Raw genomic sequence first — 16,730 nt, forward strand, 5'->3', positions numbered from 1 at the left:
AATCATGGCAAGAGTCAAAGGCGGATTCGTCACGCGCCGTCGTCGCAATAGAATGTTGAAGTTGGCTAAAGGTTACTGGGGCGCGAAACACCGCCTGTTTAAGAAAGCTAAAGAGCAGGTCATGAAATCCTTGATGTACGCATACCGCGACCGTCGTCAGACGAAGCGGAACTTCCGCAAATTGTGGATCGTGCGTATCAACGCCGCAGCTCGCCAGAACGGCCTGAGCTACAGCAAAATGATGCACGGCCTGAAGCTGGCCGGCATCGAAGTGAACCGCAAAATGCTTGCCGATCTGGCCGTGAACGACATCAGCGCGTTCAACTCGCTGGCCGGCGCAGCCAAAGAGAAAATCAACGCGTAATGGACGCGCTTAGACAAGCCTTGGGTAACCGGGGCTTGTTTTTGTTTTAAAAAAGACGAACGGAAGAACCGGAAGGAAAAGGGGTGAACGGAAGGGCCGGAAGGAGGTGAGAGGAACGAAAAGGGGGGAAGACCTGGGAGCTTCGTTTGGGCCGGAAGGCCGGTTAAGAGGCAAGCGCTTCGTTGGTGATTTGCTCGATGTCGATCGGGGATCGCGAGCCTTCGCTGACAAGATCGGGGAGGATGTTCCGCAGAAAATAGTCGACGCAGTGCAGCTTGATTTGTTTGATTTTGATCAAGGCGTTCCGGTACATGACGATAAATTCCTTTTCCATGTTCCCCCGCTGCAGCTCCGCAAAGGCCTCGTAAATCTGATCCATTTTGTCGGCGACCTCGAGAATCTGGCCTTCGACCGTTTCGTCCTTGCCCTCGCGCAGCTGTCTGCGGAAAATCGGCTGGAATTCGGCGGGAATGTGCTCGTCGATGAAGTGATCGACCATGCCTTCCTCGACCTTCTGCAGCATGGCCCGCAGCTCCAGCGAATAATGCTTGACGGGCGTCTTGATGTCGCCGATGAAGATTTCGCCATAGTCGTGACTGCTCGTAATTTCGTAGAGCTTCTTCCAATCGACGGCGACTCCGTTGCTCTCCTCGATGTCGGCCAACGTTTTGGCGTACTGCACGACCTTCCAGGAATGCGCCGATACGCTGTGCTCCTGAAACTTGAATTTTCCCGGGCAGCGGATAATCCGCTCCAGGTCGGTCAACGATTGAAAATACGCGTGAATGCCCATAGACTTCAGTCCTTTCGTATAACGGGATGTCAAAGCGAATCGCTTTACGTCCAGTATACAATCGGATTGTTAAGGGAGGATTAACTGCGGCTGCGGGAGACGCCCGGGCTGTTTTCTTCAGAAGAAAATCAGCTTAAGAGCTCCCGCCGCCGACAGCGCGAGCACGCAATACTGGAACCAGCGGTCGGGCAGCTTGGCCAACACGCGAATGCCGATCCAGGCGCCGATCAGAATCGGAACGATCATCAGCGCGCTGAAGAGCAGCGAATCCCGGGTGATCATGCCAAGCTGCACGGAGAAGGGTACCTTCAGCAAATTGACGAGGAAGAAAAACCAGGCTCCGGTTCCGACGAACACTTCCTTGGGCAGCTTCTTGGCCAGCAGATAGATCGACATGACGCCTCCTGCGGCATTGCCGATCATCGTCGCGAATCCGGCCGTTCCCCCCAGCACCGGATTCATCAAGGAAGCCGCGGGCCCTTGGTCGGCGAACTTGACTCCGAACCGCTCCCGAACGAGATGCAGCCCGATTAGCGCGAGCACCAGCCAGCCGATGGTCAGCTTGAGCTGATGGTTGTTGACGACGGCCAGGAAGAAATAGCCGGCGACGACCCCGGCCAGCACCCACGGGACAAGCACGACGAGGTATTTCCAGACGACCTTGCGGCGGTAATAGGCGACGGCGACGATATCTCCGAAAATCAGCATCGGCAGAATGATGCCCACGGAATCCTTGGCGGAGAAAACCATCGCCATCAGCGTTACGGCAAAAATTCCCGAGCTGGGAATCCCCGTCTTCGAAAATCCGATCATCAAAGCGGCGGCGGCGCCGATCGCAAGTTCCAGTCCATCCAGCTGCACGAAAGCTCTCCCCGATCTCGTTGTTTCGTTCATTGTAACACGAAAAGCGCCTCTATTTGCGGAAAAACGGACAGCGGTACAAGCACGACAAGCCTTGCGGCCATACACTGCAGGATGGCGGACAACCGGAATACGGCGCCTGCGCCCGCTCCCGGGCGACGCGGCGGTACAAGCTTTGTCCGTGCTGAGAAAGGAGAGAGTGCGAGATGGCGCGAATAACCCGTTCGCATGCGCAAAAGCTGGTTGGCCAGCACGTATACGCGGTTCGCAAGGACGGTACGGTCGCTACGGGCAAGCTTGTCCGGATTGCCGGGGACAAGCTGATTCTGCAGCAGCCGCGAGGCAAAAAGGCAAGAACGCAAGCGATCCTTCCGCTTGCTCTGTTCGACCTGCTGGCGATAGGCACGGTGGCCGGCGGCTTCGGCTGGGGCGGCTGGGACGGCGGCTTCGGTTGGGGAGGCGGCTGGTGGTAAATCGGGCTTCCCCGGCCGCGAGGAAGGGAATGCCGAAGAGCTTGCGCATTATAGAGATTTGACAAGCTCGACGGCCTGCAGGGACGGAACGGCGCTAAAAGCGGCGTAGCCCAATCGGCGATAAAACCGCAAAGCCCGGTAGTTGAGCTCGTCGACGAACACATAGGCTGCCGTACAGCCCCGGCTTCGGCCGTAAGCCTCGGCACGGGCCATCAGCGCCGTTCCGAGCTTTTTGTTCTGATGCCGGGGATCCACGGCCAGCAGATCGATGAACAGCTTCGAGCCCCGAAATTCCATATGGAGAAAACCGATCGCCGGACTTCGGTTCGTTCGCGAGGCGACCAGCGTAGCGCCTTTGCGCAGGCGCCTGACGATATCGGTATGCAGCCTGCGGTCCCGGGGATGCTGCCAGGGAGAGATCGGAACGAGCTGCGTGCGCACGAGCTCCACGATGGCTTTGTCGTCGCGAAATCTTCTCCAGCGGATCATGTCTTCATTCCTCCTTGTCGTAGGAGACGCAACCAGGTTCGGCAGCCGCGCAGGGCGGCGTTATAAGGTTTTATAACCTATGAACAAGTCGTTCCGCGCGGAACGGCGAAGATGTGTATTGACGAATGTCCCGGAGGGGAATATAATAAATGCTAAATCGACTGAACATTCAATAGCCGTGATGAGGAAAAAGCGATAGGGCTCTTATGCTCAGAGAGCGTCGGGTTGGCTGAGACCGATGCCTTAATCCCTGTTAGCGAAGTCTCCTCGGAGCTGTTCCCCTGAACCGCCGAAAGGCCCATTAGGGAGAATCGGGTTAGCGCACGTTATTGCGCTTGGAGTACGCAGGCTGCATGATGGCCTCGTACTTTATAAGGCCGTCATCGCGAGGTGACCGGCAAACTCGGGTGGTACCGCGGAAGCTATTATTAGCCTTTCGTCCCTTGACGCCATATTGGCGTCGGGACGAAGGGCTTTTTGATTTGTTGAAAGGAGGAAAAAAAGATGAGCGCACAGGGAACTACCATCAAGTCCAAGGAAGAATTGATCGCAAAATGGAGCAAGCCGGAAGTGATCTCCGGGTCGGAAATGCTGCTTCGCAGTCTGTTACTGGAGGGTGCGGAATGCGTCTTCGGTTATCCGGGCGGCGCCGTGCTCTATATTTACGACGCGATGCACGGCTTTGACGATTTCAAGCATTTGCTGACGAGACACGAGCAGGGCGCCATTCACGCCGCCGACGGCTATGCCCGTTCCACCGGCAAAGTCGGCGTCTGCATCGCAACCTCGGGACCGGGGGCGACGAACCTGGTCACGGGCATCGCGACCGCCTACATGGACTCGGTGCCGCTGGTCGTCATCACGGGCAACGTTGCCACGCATCTGATCGGTACGGACGCCTTCCAGGAAGCCGATATCGTCGGTATCACGATGCCGATTACGAAACACAGCTATCTGGTGCGCCAGGCGGAGGATTTGCCGCGCATCATTCACGAAGCTTTCCATATTGCCAACAGCGGGCGCAAAGGCCCGGTGCTTATCGACATTCCGAAGGACGTATCGGCGCAGAAGACGCTGTTCCAGCCGGTATCCGGCGTTCAGCTTCGCGGCTACAACCCGACGGTGCAGCCGAACAAAAACCAGTTGGACAAAATGCTTCGCGCCATCGAGAACGCGGAGAAGCCGGTCATTCTGGCCGGCGGCGGAGCGGTCTACTCCGGAGCGCACGAGGAGCTGTACGAGTTCGTCACGAAGACGGGCATTCCGACGACGACGACGCTGCTCGGCCTCGGCGGTTTCCCGAGCGGCAACGAGCTGCACATGGGCATGCCGGGCATGCACGGAACCTGGACCGCGAACATGGCGATCCAGTCGGCGGATTTGCTGATCAGCATCGGCGCCCGCTTCGACGACCGGGTAACGGGCAAGCTGAAGGGCTTTGCACCGAATGCCAAAATCGTTCATATCGACATCGACCCGGCGGAGATCGGCAAGAACGTTCCGACGGACATTCCGATCGTGGGCGACGTCAAGGCGGTGCTGCAGCAAGCCAACGCGCTCGTCAAGCCCGCGGCCAAGGCGGACGCCTGGCGCAAGCAGATCCAGGAATGGAAAGCGGCCAAACCGTATTCCTTCGTCGATTCCGATACGGAGCTGAAGCCGCAGTGGGTCATCTCGATGATTCACGAGACGACGCGCGGCGACGCGATCGTGACGACGGACGTCGGGCAGCATCAGATGTGGGCGGCGCAATATTATCCGTTCAACAAGCCGCGTTCCTGGGTTACCTCCGGCGGCTTGGGCACGATGGGCTTCGGCTTCCCGTCGGCGATCGGCGCCCAGATGGGCAATCCGGACCGGACGGTCGTCTCGATCAACGGCGACGGCGGCATGCAGATGTGCGCCCAGGAGCTGGCGATCTGCGCGATCAACAACATTCCGGTCAAGATCGCCATTATCAACAACCAGGTGCTCGGCATGGTTCGCCAATGGCAGGAGCTCATTCACGAGAACCGTTTCAGCCATATCGACCTGGCCGGCAGCCCGGATTTCGTCAAGCTGGCCGAGGCCTACGGAGTGAAGGGGTATCGCGCCTCCGGCAAGGACGACGCCCTTCGCGTATGGAAGGAAGCGCTCGAGCATCCGGGTCCGGCGGTCGTGGAATTCGTCGTCCGCAGGAACGAAAACGTCTATCCGATGGTTACCCAAGGTAGCACGATCGATCAGATGATCATGGGGGATGCCGAATGAACCGTAAATTTACGATAGCGATACTCGTCAACGACCAACCGGGCGTGCTGCAGCGGGTTTCCGGCCTGTTCGGCCGCCGGGGCTTCAATATCGAGAGCATTACCGTCGGAGCCTCCGAGGAGCCGGGACTGTCCCGCATGGTGATCGTGACGACGGGCGACAACAATACGCTGGAGCAGATTCAGAAGCAGCTCTACAAGCTGATCGACGTCATCAAGGTCATCGACGTCAGCGGCAACCCGATGGTCGGCCGCGAGCTCGCCCTGATCAAGATCAGCGCGGAGCCGTCGATACGTCCGGAAGTGCTCGGCATCGTCGAGACGTTCCGCGCGGCCGTCGTCGACATCGGCCCGTCGAGCCTGATCGTTCAGGTCGTCGGCGATTCCGACAAGATCGACGCGATGACCGAGCTGCTTAAGCCGTACGGCATCCGCGAGCTGTCGCGGACGGGCGTGACGGCGATGAACCGGGGCCTTAGATAAAAAGGACCCGTTCGGCCTGGACAAGCAATCGGGCCCGCGGAGCGGGCTTTCGAGGAGAGAATCCCGGCGTGCGGCAAGCCGGACCTTCTCTCTTGGAACGCCCGCTTCGAGGGTCGACAAATATTGACTTATTTTAAGGAGGAACACAGTTCAATGGCAGTTAACTTGTTTCATGAGAAAGATGCCGATCTCGGCGCTCTTAAAGGTAAAACGATCGCAGTCATCGGTTACGGCAGCCAAGGCCACGCGCAAGCGCAAAACCTGCGCGACAGCGGCCTCAGCGTAATTATCGGCCTTCGCGAAGGCAAATCCGCGGAGAGCGCGCGCAACGACGGCTTCGAAGTGCTGTCCGTCGCCGACGCTACCCGCAAAGCGGACGTCGTGCAAATTTTGATGCCGGACGAAACGCAGGCAAGCGTATATAAAAACGAAATCGAGCCGAACTTGAAGAAGGGCGCCGCCCTCATGTTCTCGCACGGCTTTAACGTTCACTTCGGTCAGATCGTCGCTCCGGCGGACGCGGACGTTCTGCTCGTCGCTCCGAAATCCCCGGGCCACATGGTTCGCCGTACTTACGTCGAAGGCTTCGGCGTTCCGGGACTGATCGCCGTTCACCAGAACGGCACGGGCAAAGCGTTCGAGATCGGCATGGCGTATGCCAAAGGCATCGGCTGTACACGCGCAGGGGTTATCGAGACTTCGTTCAAGGAAGAAACCGAGACCGACCTGTTCGGCGAACAAGCCGTGCTGTGCGGCGGCGCTTCCGCGCTCGTCAAAGCCGGCTTCGAGACGCTTGTCGAAGCGGGTTACGCGCCTGAGATGGCTTACTTCGAGTGCTTGCACGAGCTGAAGCTGATCGTCGACCTGATGTACGAAGGCGGCCTGGCTTCCATGCGCAGCTCGATCTCCAACACGGCGGAGTACGGCGACTACGTCACCGGACCTCGCATCGTAACGGAAGAGACGAAGAAGGAAATGAAGCGCGTGCTGTCCGATATCCAGCAGGGCAAATTCGCTCGCGACTTCATCCTCGAAAACCAATCCGGACGCGCCTTCCTGACGGCTACCCGCCGCAACGAAGCCGAGCATCCGATCGAAGTCGTCGGCTCGCAGCTGCGCGGCCTGATGCACTGGATCAAAAAGTAAGAACCGCCCCGCGCGGATACGAAAACCCGGCAACGGCATAACGCCGCCGGGTTTTTTGTTAAATAACGACAGCCGGTATGCTATAATCTGAAGATAGCTTAGATCGCTTCAGGAGGTGCGGGTAATTCCCCCGAGATGAGAAAAATTTATATTTTCGACACGACGCTGCGCGACGGAGAACAGTCGCCGGGCGTAAACTTGAACACGCAAGAGAAGGTAGAGATTGCGCTGCAGCTCGAGAAGCTGGGCGTGGATCGCATCGAAGCGGGCTTCCCGGCGGCGTCCCCGGGCGACCTGGCCGCCGTCAACGCGGTGGCGAAGGCGGTCAAGAATGCCACGGTTATCGGCTTGGCCCGCTGCCGGGAGCAGGATATCGACGCGGTGAAGGAAGCGCTTGAGGGGGCGAAGGACCCCGGCATCCACCTGTTCCTCGCCACCTCTCCGATCCACCGCCAGCACAAGCTGCGGATGGATAAGGACCAGGTGCTGGAGACGGCGGACAAGGCGATTCGCTATGCGAAGCAATACTTCGATAAAATCGAGTTCTCTCCAGAGGATGCGGGCCGCACCGAGCTGGACTACCTGTGCCAGGTGACGGAGATGGCGATTAACGCCGGAGCGACCGTCGTGAACATTCCGGATACGGTCGGCTACATGACGCCCCAGGAGTTCGGCAATATTTTCAAAGTGCTGAAGGAGACGGTGCCGGGCATCGAGCGGATTCAATTGTCCGCCCACTGCCACGACGATCTGGGCATGGCGACGGCCAACGCGCTGGCTGCGATTCTGAACGGAGCCGACCAGGTGGAAGGCACGATCAACGGCATCGGGGAACGCGCGGGCAACACCTCTCTGGAGGAAGTCGCGCTGACGCTGGCGACGCGCGCGGAATATTTCCAGGCGACGACCACGCTGAATCTGAAAGAAATCGCCCGTACGAGCCGGCTCGTCAGCAAGCTGACCGGCATGGTCGTTCCCGGCAACAAAGCGATCGTCGGCGCGAATGCGTTCGCGCACGAGTCCGGCATTCATCAGGACGGCGTGCTGAAGGAGAAGACGACGTACGAGATCATCTCTCCGGAGACGATCGGCCTGCGCGATAGCAAGCTCGTGCTCGGCAAGCACTCCGGGCGCCACGCGTTCCGCGAGAAGCTGATCGATCTCGGCTACGAGCAGCTGACCGAGGATCAGGTGAACGCCGCGTTCGGCAAGTTCAAGGATCTCGCCGACCGCAAGAAAAACGTCAGCGACGAGGACATCCGCGCGCTGCTGGAGGAGAAGCTCGTCGAGACGCCGGAAGTGTTCGCTCTGGAGAAGCTGGTCGTATCCTTCGACAGCCACGCGACCCCGACGGCGACGGTTACGCTGAAGACGCAGCAGGGCATCGCGAACAAGGAGTCCGAAGGCAACGGGTCCGTCGACGCGATCTACAAGGCGATCGACGCGCTGACGGGCGAAGCCGCGGAGCTGGACGATTACACGATCAAATCCGTAACGGACGGAACGGACGCGCTCGGCGAAGTCCATGTCGTGCTGAAGCAAGGGGATCTCTCCGCGCAGGGGCGCGGGGTCAGCACGGACATTCTCGAGGCGAGCGCGCGGGCTTACGTCGACGCGCTGAACCGGCTCGTCGACAAGCGCAATGCACCCGCTCGCAACAAGCGCGACAACGTTACTCTGATCTAACAGAAATGGGGAGCTTCGGATGAATTATCGGTATTCCACAAGACTGGACTCCTTTTCCTCGTCGGCGGTTCGCGAGATTCTGAAGCTGACGCAGAGAAAATCGATTATTTCCTTCGCCGGCGGCTTGCCCGCGGAGGAGCATTTTCCGGTCGCGGCGATCGGGGAAGCGTTCGACCGGGTGCTCGCGGCGGGCAACAAGGCGCTGCAGTACGGCTTGACGGAAGGCTATCTCCCGCTGCGGGAAAGCATCTGCAAGTGGATGGCCCCCAAAGGCGTAACGATTACCCCGGACGACCTGCTCCTTACGACCGGCTCGCAGCAGGCGATCGACCTGCTCACGCGGATCTATATCGATCCGGGCGACGTCATTCTGGTCGAGAAGCCGACTTACTTGTCGGCGCTGCAGGTTTTCCGTTCATACGGCGCCGAGCTCGTCTCCGTCGAGACCGACGAGGACGGTATGGTGCCGGACGATCTGGCGGCCAAGCTGAAGCGGTATTCGCCCAAGCTCGTCTACGCGATCCCGACGTTCTCCAACCCGACGGGCAAGGCCTGGAGCCTGGAGCGGCGCAAGGGCGTGTTGGAGCTGTGCCGCGCGAACGACGCGCTTATTCTCGAGGACGATCCGTACGGCGAGCTGAAATTCGGCGACGCGTCTGTGACCTATCCTTCTTTGTTCGCGCTCGATCAACATCCGCAAGGGTCGTGCGTCGTCTATACGAGCACGTTCTCGAAGACGGTTGCCCCGGCGCTGCGCACCGGCTGGGTGATGGCCGATCCGGAGGTGATCCGGCATATGGCCCGCGCCAAGCAGGCCGCGGATCTGCACTCGAGCTCGCTCGACCAGCAGGCGCTGCATCAGCTGATCGAGCATTTCGATCTGGCCGGTCACATCGAGTTCGTGCGCAAGGAGTACGAGGCTCGCATGCGCCAGATGGCCGAGCTGCTCTCGCAGCAGCAGTGGCCGGGCGTGACATGGAACGAGCCGAAGGGCGGCATGTTCTTCTGGCTGACGCTGCCGGAGTCGGTCGACACCGCGGAGCTGCTCAAGACGGCTGTCGATCTGGGCGTGGCGTTCGTGCCGGGCGTCTCGTTCTTCGCGGACGGCTCGGGCCGCAACACGATGCGCCTCAACTTCACGCACAACGACTTCGAGGGCACCGTCGCCGGCATGAAGCGTCTTAACGAGGCAATGGAAACCGTGTTGGTGAAGTAGGGAGGGCGTGCGCGTCGCCGGCTTAGCCTGAGCCGGTCAGGCCGGCTGGCTTGGGCTTTTGACGCTATCCCCTTGGATCAGGGGCGGGCTATCACAGGCCGCCCCTGCAGGTCCGGGACCCCGGTAATAAGCTCGCCCTGTGGGCTTAAAGGTTCCCTCGTGGACGGTGGCATGGTAAAAAGCTCGCTTCGTGGGCTTAAAGGTTCCCACGTGGGCGGGGAACCGGCAATAAGCCCGTCCTGCGAGCTTAAGGGTTCCCTCGTGGACGGAGACCCGGTAATAAGCCCGCCCCGTGAGCTTAAGGTGCCCCCGTAGACGGAGAACCCGGCAATAAGCCCGTGCCATGTGCTTAAGGGTCCCCTCGTGGACGAGGACCCGGTAATAAGCCCGCTCTGTGGGCTTAAAGGTTCCCACGTGGGCGGGGAACCGGCAATAAGCCCGTACCATGTGCTTAAGGGTCCCCTCGTGGACGGGAGGCACGGTAATAAGCCCGTCCCACGAGCTTAGGGGTTCTCCCGCAGACGGAAATTCGGTAATAAGCCCGTCCTGCGAGCTTAAGGGTTCCCTCGTGGACGGAAATTCGGTAATAAGCCCGTCCTGCGAGCTTAAGGGTTCCCTCGTAGACGGAGACCCGGAAATAAGCCCGTGCCATGTGCTTAAGGGTCCCCTCGTGGACGAGGATCCGGCAATAAGCCCACCCCGCGAGCTTAAGGTGCCCCCGTAGACGGAGAACCCGGCAATAAGCCCGTGCCACGAGCTTATGGTCTCCCGGTAGACGGGGGTACATGAGCGTTCTGCCGGAGCGCACTGCAAGCCTGACGCCAAGCCCAAGGCAGCCCAAAGATGGCCTCGCCGGGCTTGGCGAGTCGGCCTGCCCGTTCGTATGGACGGGCCTGTCGCGTGCTCCGAATAGGCGTTGCCTATAGAAACGATAGATATTATATATTTTCATTCGTGGGCGAAGTGTACTACAATTGAGAGAAAGTCTCATTGGACAACAATATGGACAATAATAACCTACAGGTGGAGTGGATACGAACGATGTCAGAAGTGAAGAAAATTGCCGTCATCGCCGGAGACGGAATCGGTCCGGAGGTCGTCGCGGAAGCAATTAAAGTGATGAAGAAGACGGAGGAGCTGTTCGGGTACAAGTTCGAATTCGAGCACGGCCTGTTCGGCGGAATCGCGATCGACGAGAAGGGAACTCCGCTGCCGCAGGAGACGCTCGACATCTGTCAAAACTCCGACGCCGTATTGCTCGGAGCGGTAGGCGGACCGAAATGGGACAACAATTCGAAGGAGCTGCGTCCGGAGACGGGCCTGCTCGGCATCCGCAAAGCGCTCGGCCTGTTCTCCAACATTCGTCCGGCCGTCGTGTTCGATTGCCTGAAGGACGCTTCCACGCTGAAGCCGGAAGTGTTGGAAGGCACCGACCTGATCGTCGTTCGCGAGCTGACGGGCGGCATCTACTTCGGCGAGAAGTTCCGCCGCGACGGCGAGCAGGGCCAGGAAGCCGTCGATACGTGCGTTTATAACGTAACGGAAATCGAGCGTATTGTGCGTCAGGCATTCGAAGTGGCGCAGAAGCGCAGCAAGCGTCTGGCTTCCGTCGACAAAGCGAACGTACTGGAGACGTCCCGCCTGTGGAGAGAGACGGTTAACCGCATCGCTCCGGAATATCCGGACGTCGAGCTGGAGCACGTGCTCGTCGACAACTGCGCCATGCAGCTGCTGCGCCGTCCGTCGAGCTTCGACGTCATCGTGACGGAAAACATGTTCGGAGACATTCTGAGCGACGAAGCGGCCATGCTGACCGGTTCGATCGGCATGCTGTCGTCGGCGTCGCTGGGCGAAGGCAGCTTCGGCCTGTACGAGCCGGTGCACGGCTCCGCTCCGGACATTGCCGGCCAAGGCATCGCGAACCCGATCGCGACGATTCTGTCTGTCGCGCTCATGTTCCGCTTGACGTTCGGTTACGAAGACGCGGCCAACGCCATTGAAGCGGCCGTCAAAAACGTCCTCGACGCCGGTCACCGCACCGGAGATATCGCGACCGACAAGAGCAAGGCGATCGGCACGACCGCAATGGGCGACCTGATCGTCGCGGCTTTGACCAAGTAAGCGAAAGCTTTGTCGAGAAAATGAGAAAAAAGCACGAGACGATATAGTCCTTGTCGACTCCCCGGGCGGAAGCCCGGGGAGTTTTTAACCCTTTTGCCGCTCATTTCCGGCAGGAATTGTGATCATGTGCAGAGAATATAGTGAGAAGAATAGGGAGTATCGATTGACCGATTCAGGGGGGGAAGACGATGAGCTTCTGTTGTGGAGCTAGCATGATCGGGACGAAGGGAACGCTGAAACATTACCGGACGAGAATTCACAACGTGCCGATCTTGTTTTGTCCCGTATGTCACCGGGTAGAGGTCCACTATTTAGTGGAGAACGAATACGAAATTTTGGCCGAATATGCGCATGGCGACGGAGCGTCTGAAGTCGACTTCCAGGATTACGTCGATGAATCGGATAAAGCGCTGCACGAAAATTGCGTGAACAACGAAGAGGAAGACCCGATGGTCGTCGTGCAGAACCAGATCGATATGTCGCTCGATCTGCTTACGTTTGCCAAGGAGCTCGGCGACGAGGAATGGGAGCAGCAGCTGAAGAAACGTCTGATCGTGCTCAGCCAGCGGCGGCACAAGCTGAAGCTGAAGAGGGCTCCGGGCGGAGCGGTCTAGAAGGCTGGGGCTGCTTTCCGGCTGACGGACCAAGGGGCTGCGGGAATGCCGGAGCCGGAAGGCCTGGGTGAAGCGGTCTGGGGCTGTGGGAAATGTCCGGGCCGGAAGGTCTGGCGGAGCGGTCTAAGGCTGCGGGAAATAGCTAGCGGAACGGATTCGGGGGCTGTCCGGCTGGTCGTGGGAATACGGCCGGGACCGCCCCCGTTTTTTTTGCGGAACGATTCGACAGGACCGCCTTCTCGAACGGCAATTCGTTCGTCATGGCTCGACAACTTTTCCGATTGACATCCGCGTTCGTTAATAGATATGATTTGGTTAATTTGAAAGCGAATAAGGTTCCTGAGACGGCTCTGATAATGGAGGGTTCTCGTATGAACGGGTGGAAAACGCGTTATTTTCCGATTCTTGCGGAGTTCGCCCGAAAAGGCGGACACGTCGTTCAACCGGATACGAAGGAACTGATGAGCGCTATGGTCGGTCTGCCGGCGTCCGTCATTCTCAGCCACCATGAAGAGAGCGTGAAGTTTCTGCTTTCCTGCGCGGAACCCGAAGACCGCATGACGCTGGTTCACTGGTCTCTGTTGTTTATTACCGAGGTGTTCGTGGCTTTGCGCTTGCCGGAGGTGTCCGCGGCGAGCGAGCGGCGCCAGGCGGACAAGCTGTTGTACAGCGCAAGCGCGATCCACTCGGAGCACATGAGGGAGACCCGCTCGAATAAATTCGAAACCGTCCTGCAGCACATGGACAGCGGCGTCGCCTTATTCGATGCCGCGGGCAACCTCCGCTTCGTGAACGTTCAAATGTCCAAGCTGCTGAAAGCCCCCCGCAAAGCGTTGATCGGCAGCAAGCTGCGCCGGCTTTTTTTTCACGAAAGCCTTAGCCTGACGACTCGCAAGCACATTCTGAGAATTTATCAGGGACTGGCGAAATACCGGCGTTATCACGACGAGTTTCAGGATGCCGGAGGCCGCCATCTGCTGGTCAGCATCTCGCAGCCGTCCGAGCTGGACGGAGATTACCTGGTCAGCGTGAAGGACGTGTCGGAGTACAAGCAGATTGAGCAGGCCGCGTTTCAGAACGACAAGCTGGCGATGCTCGGCAAGATCGCCGCGGCGATCGCGCACGAAATTCGTAATCCGCTTACATCGATCAGAGGGTTTATTCAGCTGCTCAATCCGTATTTGGCGGAAATCGGCAAACAGGAGTACGGGCGGATCATTTTGTCGGAGATCGACCGGGCGAACGATATTATTTACGAGTTTCTGAACTCGTCGAAGCCGTCGGCGCCGATGAAGCAGAAGGTTCCGGTGGATCTGCTGCTCAGGGAGACGATACTGCTGTCCGAGAGCGAAGCGCATATGAAGGGCTGCGAAATCCACTACGAGAATTTCGCTCCCGGCCTGACCGTGGCCGTCGACGTGAAGCAGATCAAGCAGGTGCTGCTGAACATGATGAAAAACGCGATGGACGCCATCCAGGACGTGATCGGGGAGCGGAAGGGAGCGATCGAAATTTCGGCCAGGCCGGACGGGCGCTTCGCCGCGATCTCGATCAAGGACAACGGTAAAGGGATAGAAAAAAGGATACTGAGCCGGCTGTTCGATCCGTTCTTCACGACGAAGGAAGCGGGGACAGGATTGGGGCTGTCGGTCAGTTACCGGATTATTACCAATCACGGCGGAACGATCCAGGTGGACAGCAAGGTGCGCGAAGGAACCGAGTTTATGATTTATTTGCCTAATGTCGAATAATCGGAGTAAAATCGGGTGTAGGCGGAGCGGGGCTCCAGTGCAGTGACTCTGGCACAACATGGGGGAACATCGGAATGAGCGGCTGGCTCGACGGAATGAAACGCGTGCTCGCAATCCGCAGAGGCGAATCCGAAAGCCGCAGAGGCTTGCGGAATTCGTTGATCGAGGGCATACCCGCAAGCATTTTGGGCAATCTGTTAGGCGGTCCGCTGCAGACCGTCTATTTATCGTACCTTGGGTTTTCGGCCTTTCATATCGGCATCGTGCTGGCCATTCCTCCGTTCGCCCTGCTGATACAGGTGCTCATCGCCTTCGCGATGCAGAGCTGGCACAACCGCCGGTTTTTCATCTCGCTGTTCGGGATCGTTCATCGGACGATGTGGGTGGGGACCGGGCTGATCCCGCTGGCGTTCCCGGAGGATGCCTGGGTTCCCGTTTATTTGGCGATGTGGCTGGTCTGCATGACTGCCGGCCAGGCGGCCGGCGTCGTCTGGACTTCCTTGATGGCGGATATCGTTCCGGCAAGCGTCAGGGGAAAATATTTCGGCATTCGCAATACGGTTCACTGGGCCGTCGTCTGCTTGACGCTTCTGCTCGGAGGGCAGATTATGGAGTGGTTTCCGGGGGCGCAAGGTTTTGTCGTGCTGTTCGGGATCAGCGTCGGCTGCGTCGTCTGGAACGGCTGGTCGCTGACGAGATACCCGAATCCGCCCTTCCAGCGGTCAGAGAGCGGCAAGTCGCTGCGGATGTTCGCGCGTCCGTTCTCGGATCGGCGCTTTATGACGGCGACGCTGTTTATCGCCCTGTTTATTTTGCTGCAAAACGTCGTCATCCCGCTGTTCTCTTATGTCATGCTCGAAGTGATGAAGCTGAGCGCAAGCAAGGTGACGCTCATTATTATGCTGCAAAACCTGGTGATGATGATCAGCTACTATTATTGGGGGCTGCTCAACAGCCGGTATTCGGCGAACGCGCTGCTGCTCTGGACGTTCCCGATGATTGCCGGCTCGTGCGCGCTGTGGGCGGGGATGGCCGTTCTGCCCGCGCTGCTCGTTCTGATCGTCGTTCATGCGCTGCTGGGCTTCGGGCTGGCCGGCTACAACCTGCTCGTATTCAATTTTCTGATCGGCGACTCTCCGAAGTCGGAGCGGCCGATGTACGTCGCCGTCTTCTCGGCGCTGACGGGCATCGCCGGTTTTATCGGGCCGATCGCGGGCGGCTGGCTGTACGACAAAGCCGTCGGCGGACCGTCATGGTTGCAGACCTACGGCATTGCCTCGTTTGCGGGCGCGGCGCTGCTGGCGCTGTCGTTCGCCGTCGCTCCGTTCGTGTTCAAAACTCGTCCGCCCGGGCCGAAGCCTATACCCCGTTCCGGCGAAGTGCATAAAGTATAGCATACGGGCCGACGGCAGCCGCATGCGAGGCCGGTGATCGGCGAATTGACAATTCCAACTGTAATCATTATAATTACAGTACGGTGGTTGGCGAAAATAGACGGCGAGCAGGCAGCAATGCGGATCGCCGGTTTTTTTCTCCCAAGTGTAATATAATGAGTTACAGTTTGTCGATTCTATTCTATAAGACGGGCGGGTGGATCCTATGAAATTCGAAATTGGCGATTGGGTGCAAGCGAAAACGAGAAACGGAGAATTCGTGCACGGCTTTATCGAGTCGATAGATCAAGCGCAAGGCATGGCGAAAGTGTTCGTCGTCCGTTCCGATAACGAGCAGTCGGCGGGCAAGACGACGACCGTGCTGGAGCACTGGCTCCGGGAGCTGCCTGCTTATGCGCCGGAGGAGGAAGACTCGCTGTACAGTCTGATCGATCTCGCGCTGGCGACCCGCGACGAAGCGTGGTTCATGGAGCTGACCCGTTCGCTGCCGGCGAGCTCCGGGCGCGAGCGTCAATCGGGCGGTTTGTCCTATCGCCGCCGGACTCCCGTTAACCGGCTCGGACATACGGCGAGATCCTGACGGACGTTCGCGTCGGCCAACCGCACGGGGGCCGCAAGGAGCGAATAGATGATAGCAGGGCCGGATCGGGTGTGATCCGGCTCATTTCTTTATTGGGGAAATGGATGTAGAATAAAAAGGAACCCAAAATTGAAAAATGAGGTGTTGGATATGGAACTGACCGTTACGCCTTCCGCGCTGTCATGCTTCAAAGGGGAATGGGGAATCGCCGCAGGGGAAACGGTGAGGGTGTTCGTGCGCTACGTCAGCGGAGGAGAGCTTCCTTTTGCCTTCGGCATTACGCGGGATACGCCGATCGACGCTGCGGTGACGACGGTCGCCGACCAGGTGACCTTCTACATGGAGAGCAAGGACGTCTGGTTTCTGGAAGGGCGGAGCCTGCGCATCGACTGCCTCGGGGAAGACATCGTGTTTCAGTTTTCGTGACGCGGATAGAATAGAGGTAGCAAACCGGGACGGTTTGTTGTAAACTAATAATCATTATATTTCGACACAGGTGACCGGGCGGGG

At 58.8% G+C, this 16,730-nt stretch carries 16 protein-coding genes; 13 read left to right on the forward strand and 3 right to left on the reverse strand.

The features are described from left to right. The first annotated feature begins 4 nt into the window (after positions 1–4). Positions 5–364, forward strand: a complete 360-nt coding sequence (gene rplT / locus ACFFT4_RS28330; RefSeq protein ID WP_378052452.1) for a 50S ribosomal protein L20 — start codon at positions 5–7, stop codon at positions 362–364. A gap of 163 nt (positions 365–527) precedes the next feature. Here rplT and ACFFT4_RS28335 read toward each other — a convergent pair whose 3' ends face one another. Next, a complete protein-coding gene (locus ACFFT4_RS28335; protein ID WP_378052453.1) occupies positions 528–1,157 on the reverse strand; it encodes a YfbR-like 5'-deoxynucleotidase in 630 nt (209 codons plus the stop codon). Between the two features lie 117 nt (positions 1,158–1,274). Then, positions 1,275–2,018 (reverse strand): sulfite exporter TauE/SafE family protein, encoded by a 744-nt coding sequence (locus tag ACFFT4_RS28340; RefSeq protein ID WP_378052454.1) that lies wholly within the window; start codon positions 2,016–2,018, stop codon positions 1,275–1,277. Between the two features lie 206 nt (positions 2,019–2,224). Here ACFFT4_RS28340 and ACFFT4_RS28345 point away from each other — a divergent pair, with 206 nt between their 5' ends. Further along, complete coding sequence (locus ACFFT4_RS28345) at positions 2,225–2,491, forward strand: hypothetical protein (RefSeq protein WP_378052455.1); 267 nt, start codon at positions 2,225–2,227, stop codon at positions 2,489–2,491. A 48-nt stretch (positions 2,492–2,539) separates the two neighbouring features. On the opposite strand, the gene ACFFT4_RS28350 is transcribed toward ACFFT4_RS28345, so the two are convergent. Beyond that, the gene (locus ACFFT4_RS28350; protein WP_378052456.1) at positions 2,540–2,980 is read right to left on the reverse strand and encodes a GNAT family N-acetyltransferase; all 441 of its coding nucleotides are present in this window, start codon (positions 2,978–2,980) and stop codon (positions 2,540–2,542) included. Between the two features lie 504 nt (positions 2,981–3,484). On the opposite strand from ACFFT4_RS28350, the gene ilvB reads away from it, so the two are divergent. From ilvB to ACFFT4_RS28405, 11 genes are all read left to right on the forward strand, one after another. After that, positions 3,485–5,230, forward strand: coding sequence for a biosynthetic-type acetolactate synthase large subunit (gene ilvB, locus ACFFT4_RS28355; protein WP_378052457.1), 1,746 nt, complete (start codon positions 3,485–3,487; stop codon positions 5,228–5,230). Next, the gene (gene ilvN / locus ACFFT4_RS28360) at positions 5,227–5,712 is read left to right on the forward strand and encodes an acetolactate synthase small subunit (protein ID WP_378052458.1); all 486 of its coding nucleotides are present in this window, start codon (positions 5,227–5,229) and stop codon (positions 5,710–5,712) included. The genes ilvB and ilvN overlap by 4 nt, the downstream gene beginning before the upstream one ends. A gap of 153 nt (positions 5,713–5,865) precedes the next feature. Next, positions 5,866–6,858, forward strand: coding sequence for a ketol-acid reductoisomerase (gene ilvC, locus ACFFT4_RS28365; protein WP_378052459.1), 993 nt, complete (start codon positions 5,866–5,868; stop codon positions 6,856–6,858). Between the two features lie 135 nt (positions 6,859–6,993). Next, the gene (locus tag ACFFT4_RS28370; RefSeq protein ID WP_378052460.1) at positions 6,994–8,544 is read left to right on the forward strand and encodes a 2-isopropylmalate synthase; all 1,551 of its coding nucleotides are present in this window, start codon (positions 6,994–6,996) and stop codon (positions 8,542–8,544) included. 19 nt (positions 8,545–8,563) lie between these two features. After that, on the forward strand, positions 8,564–9,760 hold the full coding sequence (locus tag ACFFT4_RS28375; RefSeq protein ID WP_378052461.1) for an aminotransferase-like domain-containing protein: 1,197 nt from the start codon (positions 8,564–8,566) through the stop codon (positions 9,758–9,760). Positions 9,761–10,801: 1,041 nt separating this feature from the next. Next, the gene (gene leuB / locus ACFFT4_RS28380) at positions 10,802–11,881 is read left to right on the forward strand and encodes a 3-isopropylmalate dehydrogenase (protein WP_378052462.1); all 1,080 of its coding nucleotides are present in this window, start codon (positions 10,802–10,804) and stop codon (positions 11,879–11,881) included. Positions 11,882–12,069: 188 nt separating this feature from the next. After that, positions 12,070–12,495, forward strand: coding sequence for a hypothetical protein (locus tag ACFFT4_RS28385; RefSeq protein ID WP_378052463.1), 426 nt, complete (start codon positions 12,070–12,072; stop codon positions 12,493–12,495). Positions 12,496–12,866: 371 nt separating this feature from the next. Continuing rightward, positions 12,867–14,246: an ATP-binding protein gene (locus ACFFT4_RS28390; protein WP_378052465.1), complete on the forward strand. Its 1,380-nt coding sequence runs from the start codon at positions 12,867–12,869 to the stop codon at positions 14,244–14,246. A 74-nt stretch (positions 14,247–14,320) separates the two neighbouring features. Further along, the gene (locus ACFFT4_RS28395; protein ID WP_378052466.1) at positions 14,321–15,640 is read left to right on the forward strand and encodes an MFS transporter; all 1,320 of its coding nucleotides are present in this window, start codon (positions 14,321–14,323) and stop codon (positions 15,638–15,640) included. A 205-nt stretch (positions 15,641–15,845) separates the two neighbouring features. Continuing rightward, the gene (locus ACFFT4_RS28400) at positions 15,846–16,220 is read left to right on the forward strand and encodes an IDEAL domain-containing protein (protein WP_378052468.1); all 375 of its coding nucleotides are present in this window, start codon (positions 15,846–15,848) and stop codon (positions 16,218–16,220) included. A 150-nt stretch (positions 16,221–16,370) separates the two neighbouring features. Continuing rightward, positions 16,371–16,646 (forward strand): HesB/YadR/YfhF family protein, encoded by a 276-nt coding sequence (locus ACFFT4_RS28405; protein ID WP_378052469.1) that lies wholly within the window; start codon positions 16,371–16,373, stop codon positions 16,644–16,646. The last annotated feature ends 84 nt before the right edge of the window (positions 16,647–16,730 follow it).

The sequence above is a fragment of the Cohnella cellulosilytica genome, from assembly GCF_042431195.1.
GTDB classification, from domain to species: domain Bacteria; phylum Bacillota; class Bacilli; order Paenibacillales; family Paenibacillaceae; genus Cohnella; species Cohnella cellulosilytica.

Coding starts and splice junctions, on each gene's coding strand:
- rplT (WP_378052452.1), top strand. CDS start 5: ATGGCAAGAGTCAAAGGCGGATTCGTCACGCGCCGTCGTCGCAATAGA.
- ACFFT4_RS28335 (WP_378052453.1), bottom strand. CDS start 1,157: ATGGGCATTCACGCGTATTTTCAATCGTTGACCGACCTGGAGCGGATT.
- ACFFT4_RS28345 (WP_378052455.1), top strand. CDS start 2,225: ATGGCGCGAATAACCCGTTCGCATGCGCAAAAGCTGGTTGGCCAGCAC.
- ACFFT4_RS28350 (WP_378052456.1), bottom strand. CDS start 2,980: ATGATCCGCTGGAGAAGATTTCGCGACGACAAAGCCATCGTGGAGCTC.
- ilvB (WP_378052457.1), top strand. CDS start 3,485: ATGAGCGCACAGGGAACTACCATCAAGTCCAAGGAAGAATTGATCGCA.
- ilvN (WP_378052458.1), top strand. CDS start 5,227: ATGAACCGTAAATTTACGATAGCGATACTCGTCAACGACCAACCGGGC.
- ilvC (WP_378052459.1), top strand. CDS start 5,866: ATGGCAGTTAACTTGTTTCATGAGAAAGATGCCGATCTCGGCGCTCTT.
- ACFFT4_RS28370 (WP_378052460.1), top strand. CDS start 6,994: ATGAGAAAAATTTATATTTTCGACACGACGCTGCGCGACGGAGAACAG.
- ACFFT4_RS28375 (WP_378052461.1), top strand. CDS start 8,564: ATGAATTATCGGTATTCCACAAGACTGGACTCCTTTTCCTCGTCGGCG.
- leuB (WP_378052462.1), top strand. CDS start 10,802: ATGTCAGAAGTGAAGAAAATTGCCGTCATCGCCGGAGACGGAATCGGT.
- ACFFT4_RS28385 (WP_378052463.1), top strand. CDS start 12,070: ATGAGCTTCTGTTGTGGAGCTAGCATGATCGGGACGAAGGGAACGCTG.
- ACFFT4_RS28390 (WP_378052465.1), top strand. CDS start 12,867: ATGAACGGGTGGAAAACGCGTTATTTTCCGATTCTTGCGGAGTTCGCC.
- ACFFT4_RS28395 (WP_378052466.1), top strand. CDS start 14,321: ATGAGCGGCTGGCTCGACGGAATGAAACGCGTGCTCGCAATCCGCAGA.
- ACFFT4_RS28400 (WP_378052468.1), top strand. CDS start 15,846: ATGAAATTCGAAATTGGCGATTGGGTGCAAGCGAAAACGAGAAACGGA.
- ACFFT4_RS28405 (WP_378052469.1), top strand. CDS start 16,371: ATGGAACTGACCGTTACGCCTTCCGCGCTGTCATGCTTCAAAGGGGAA.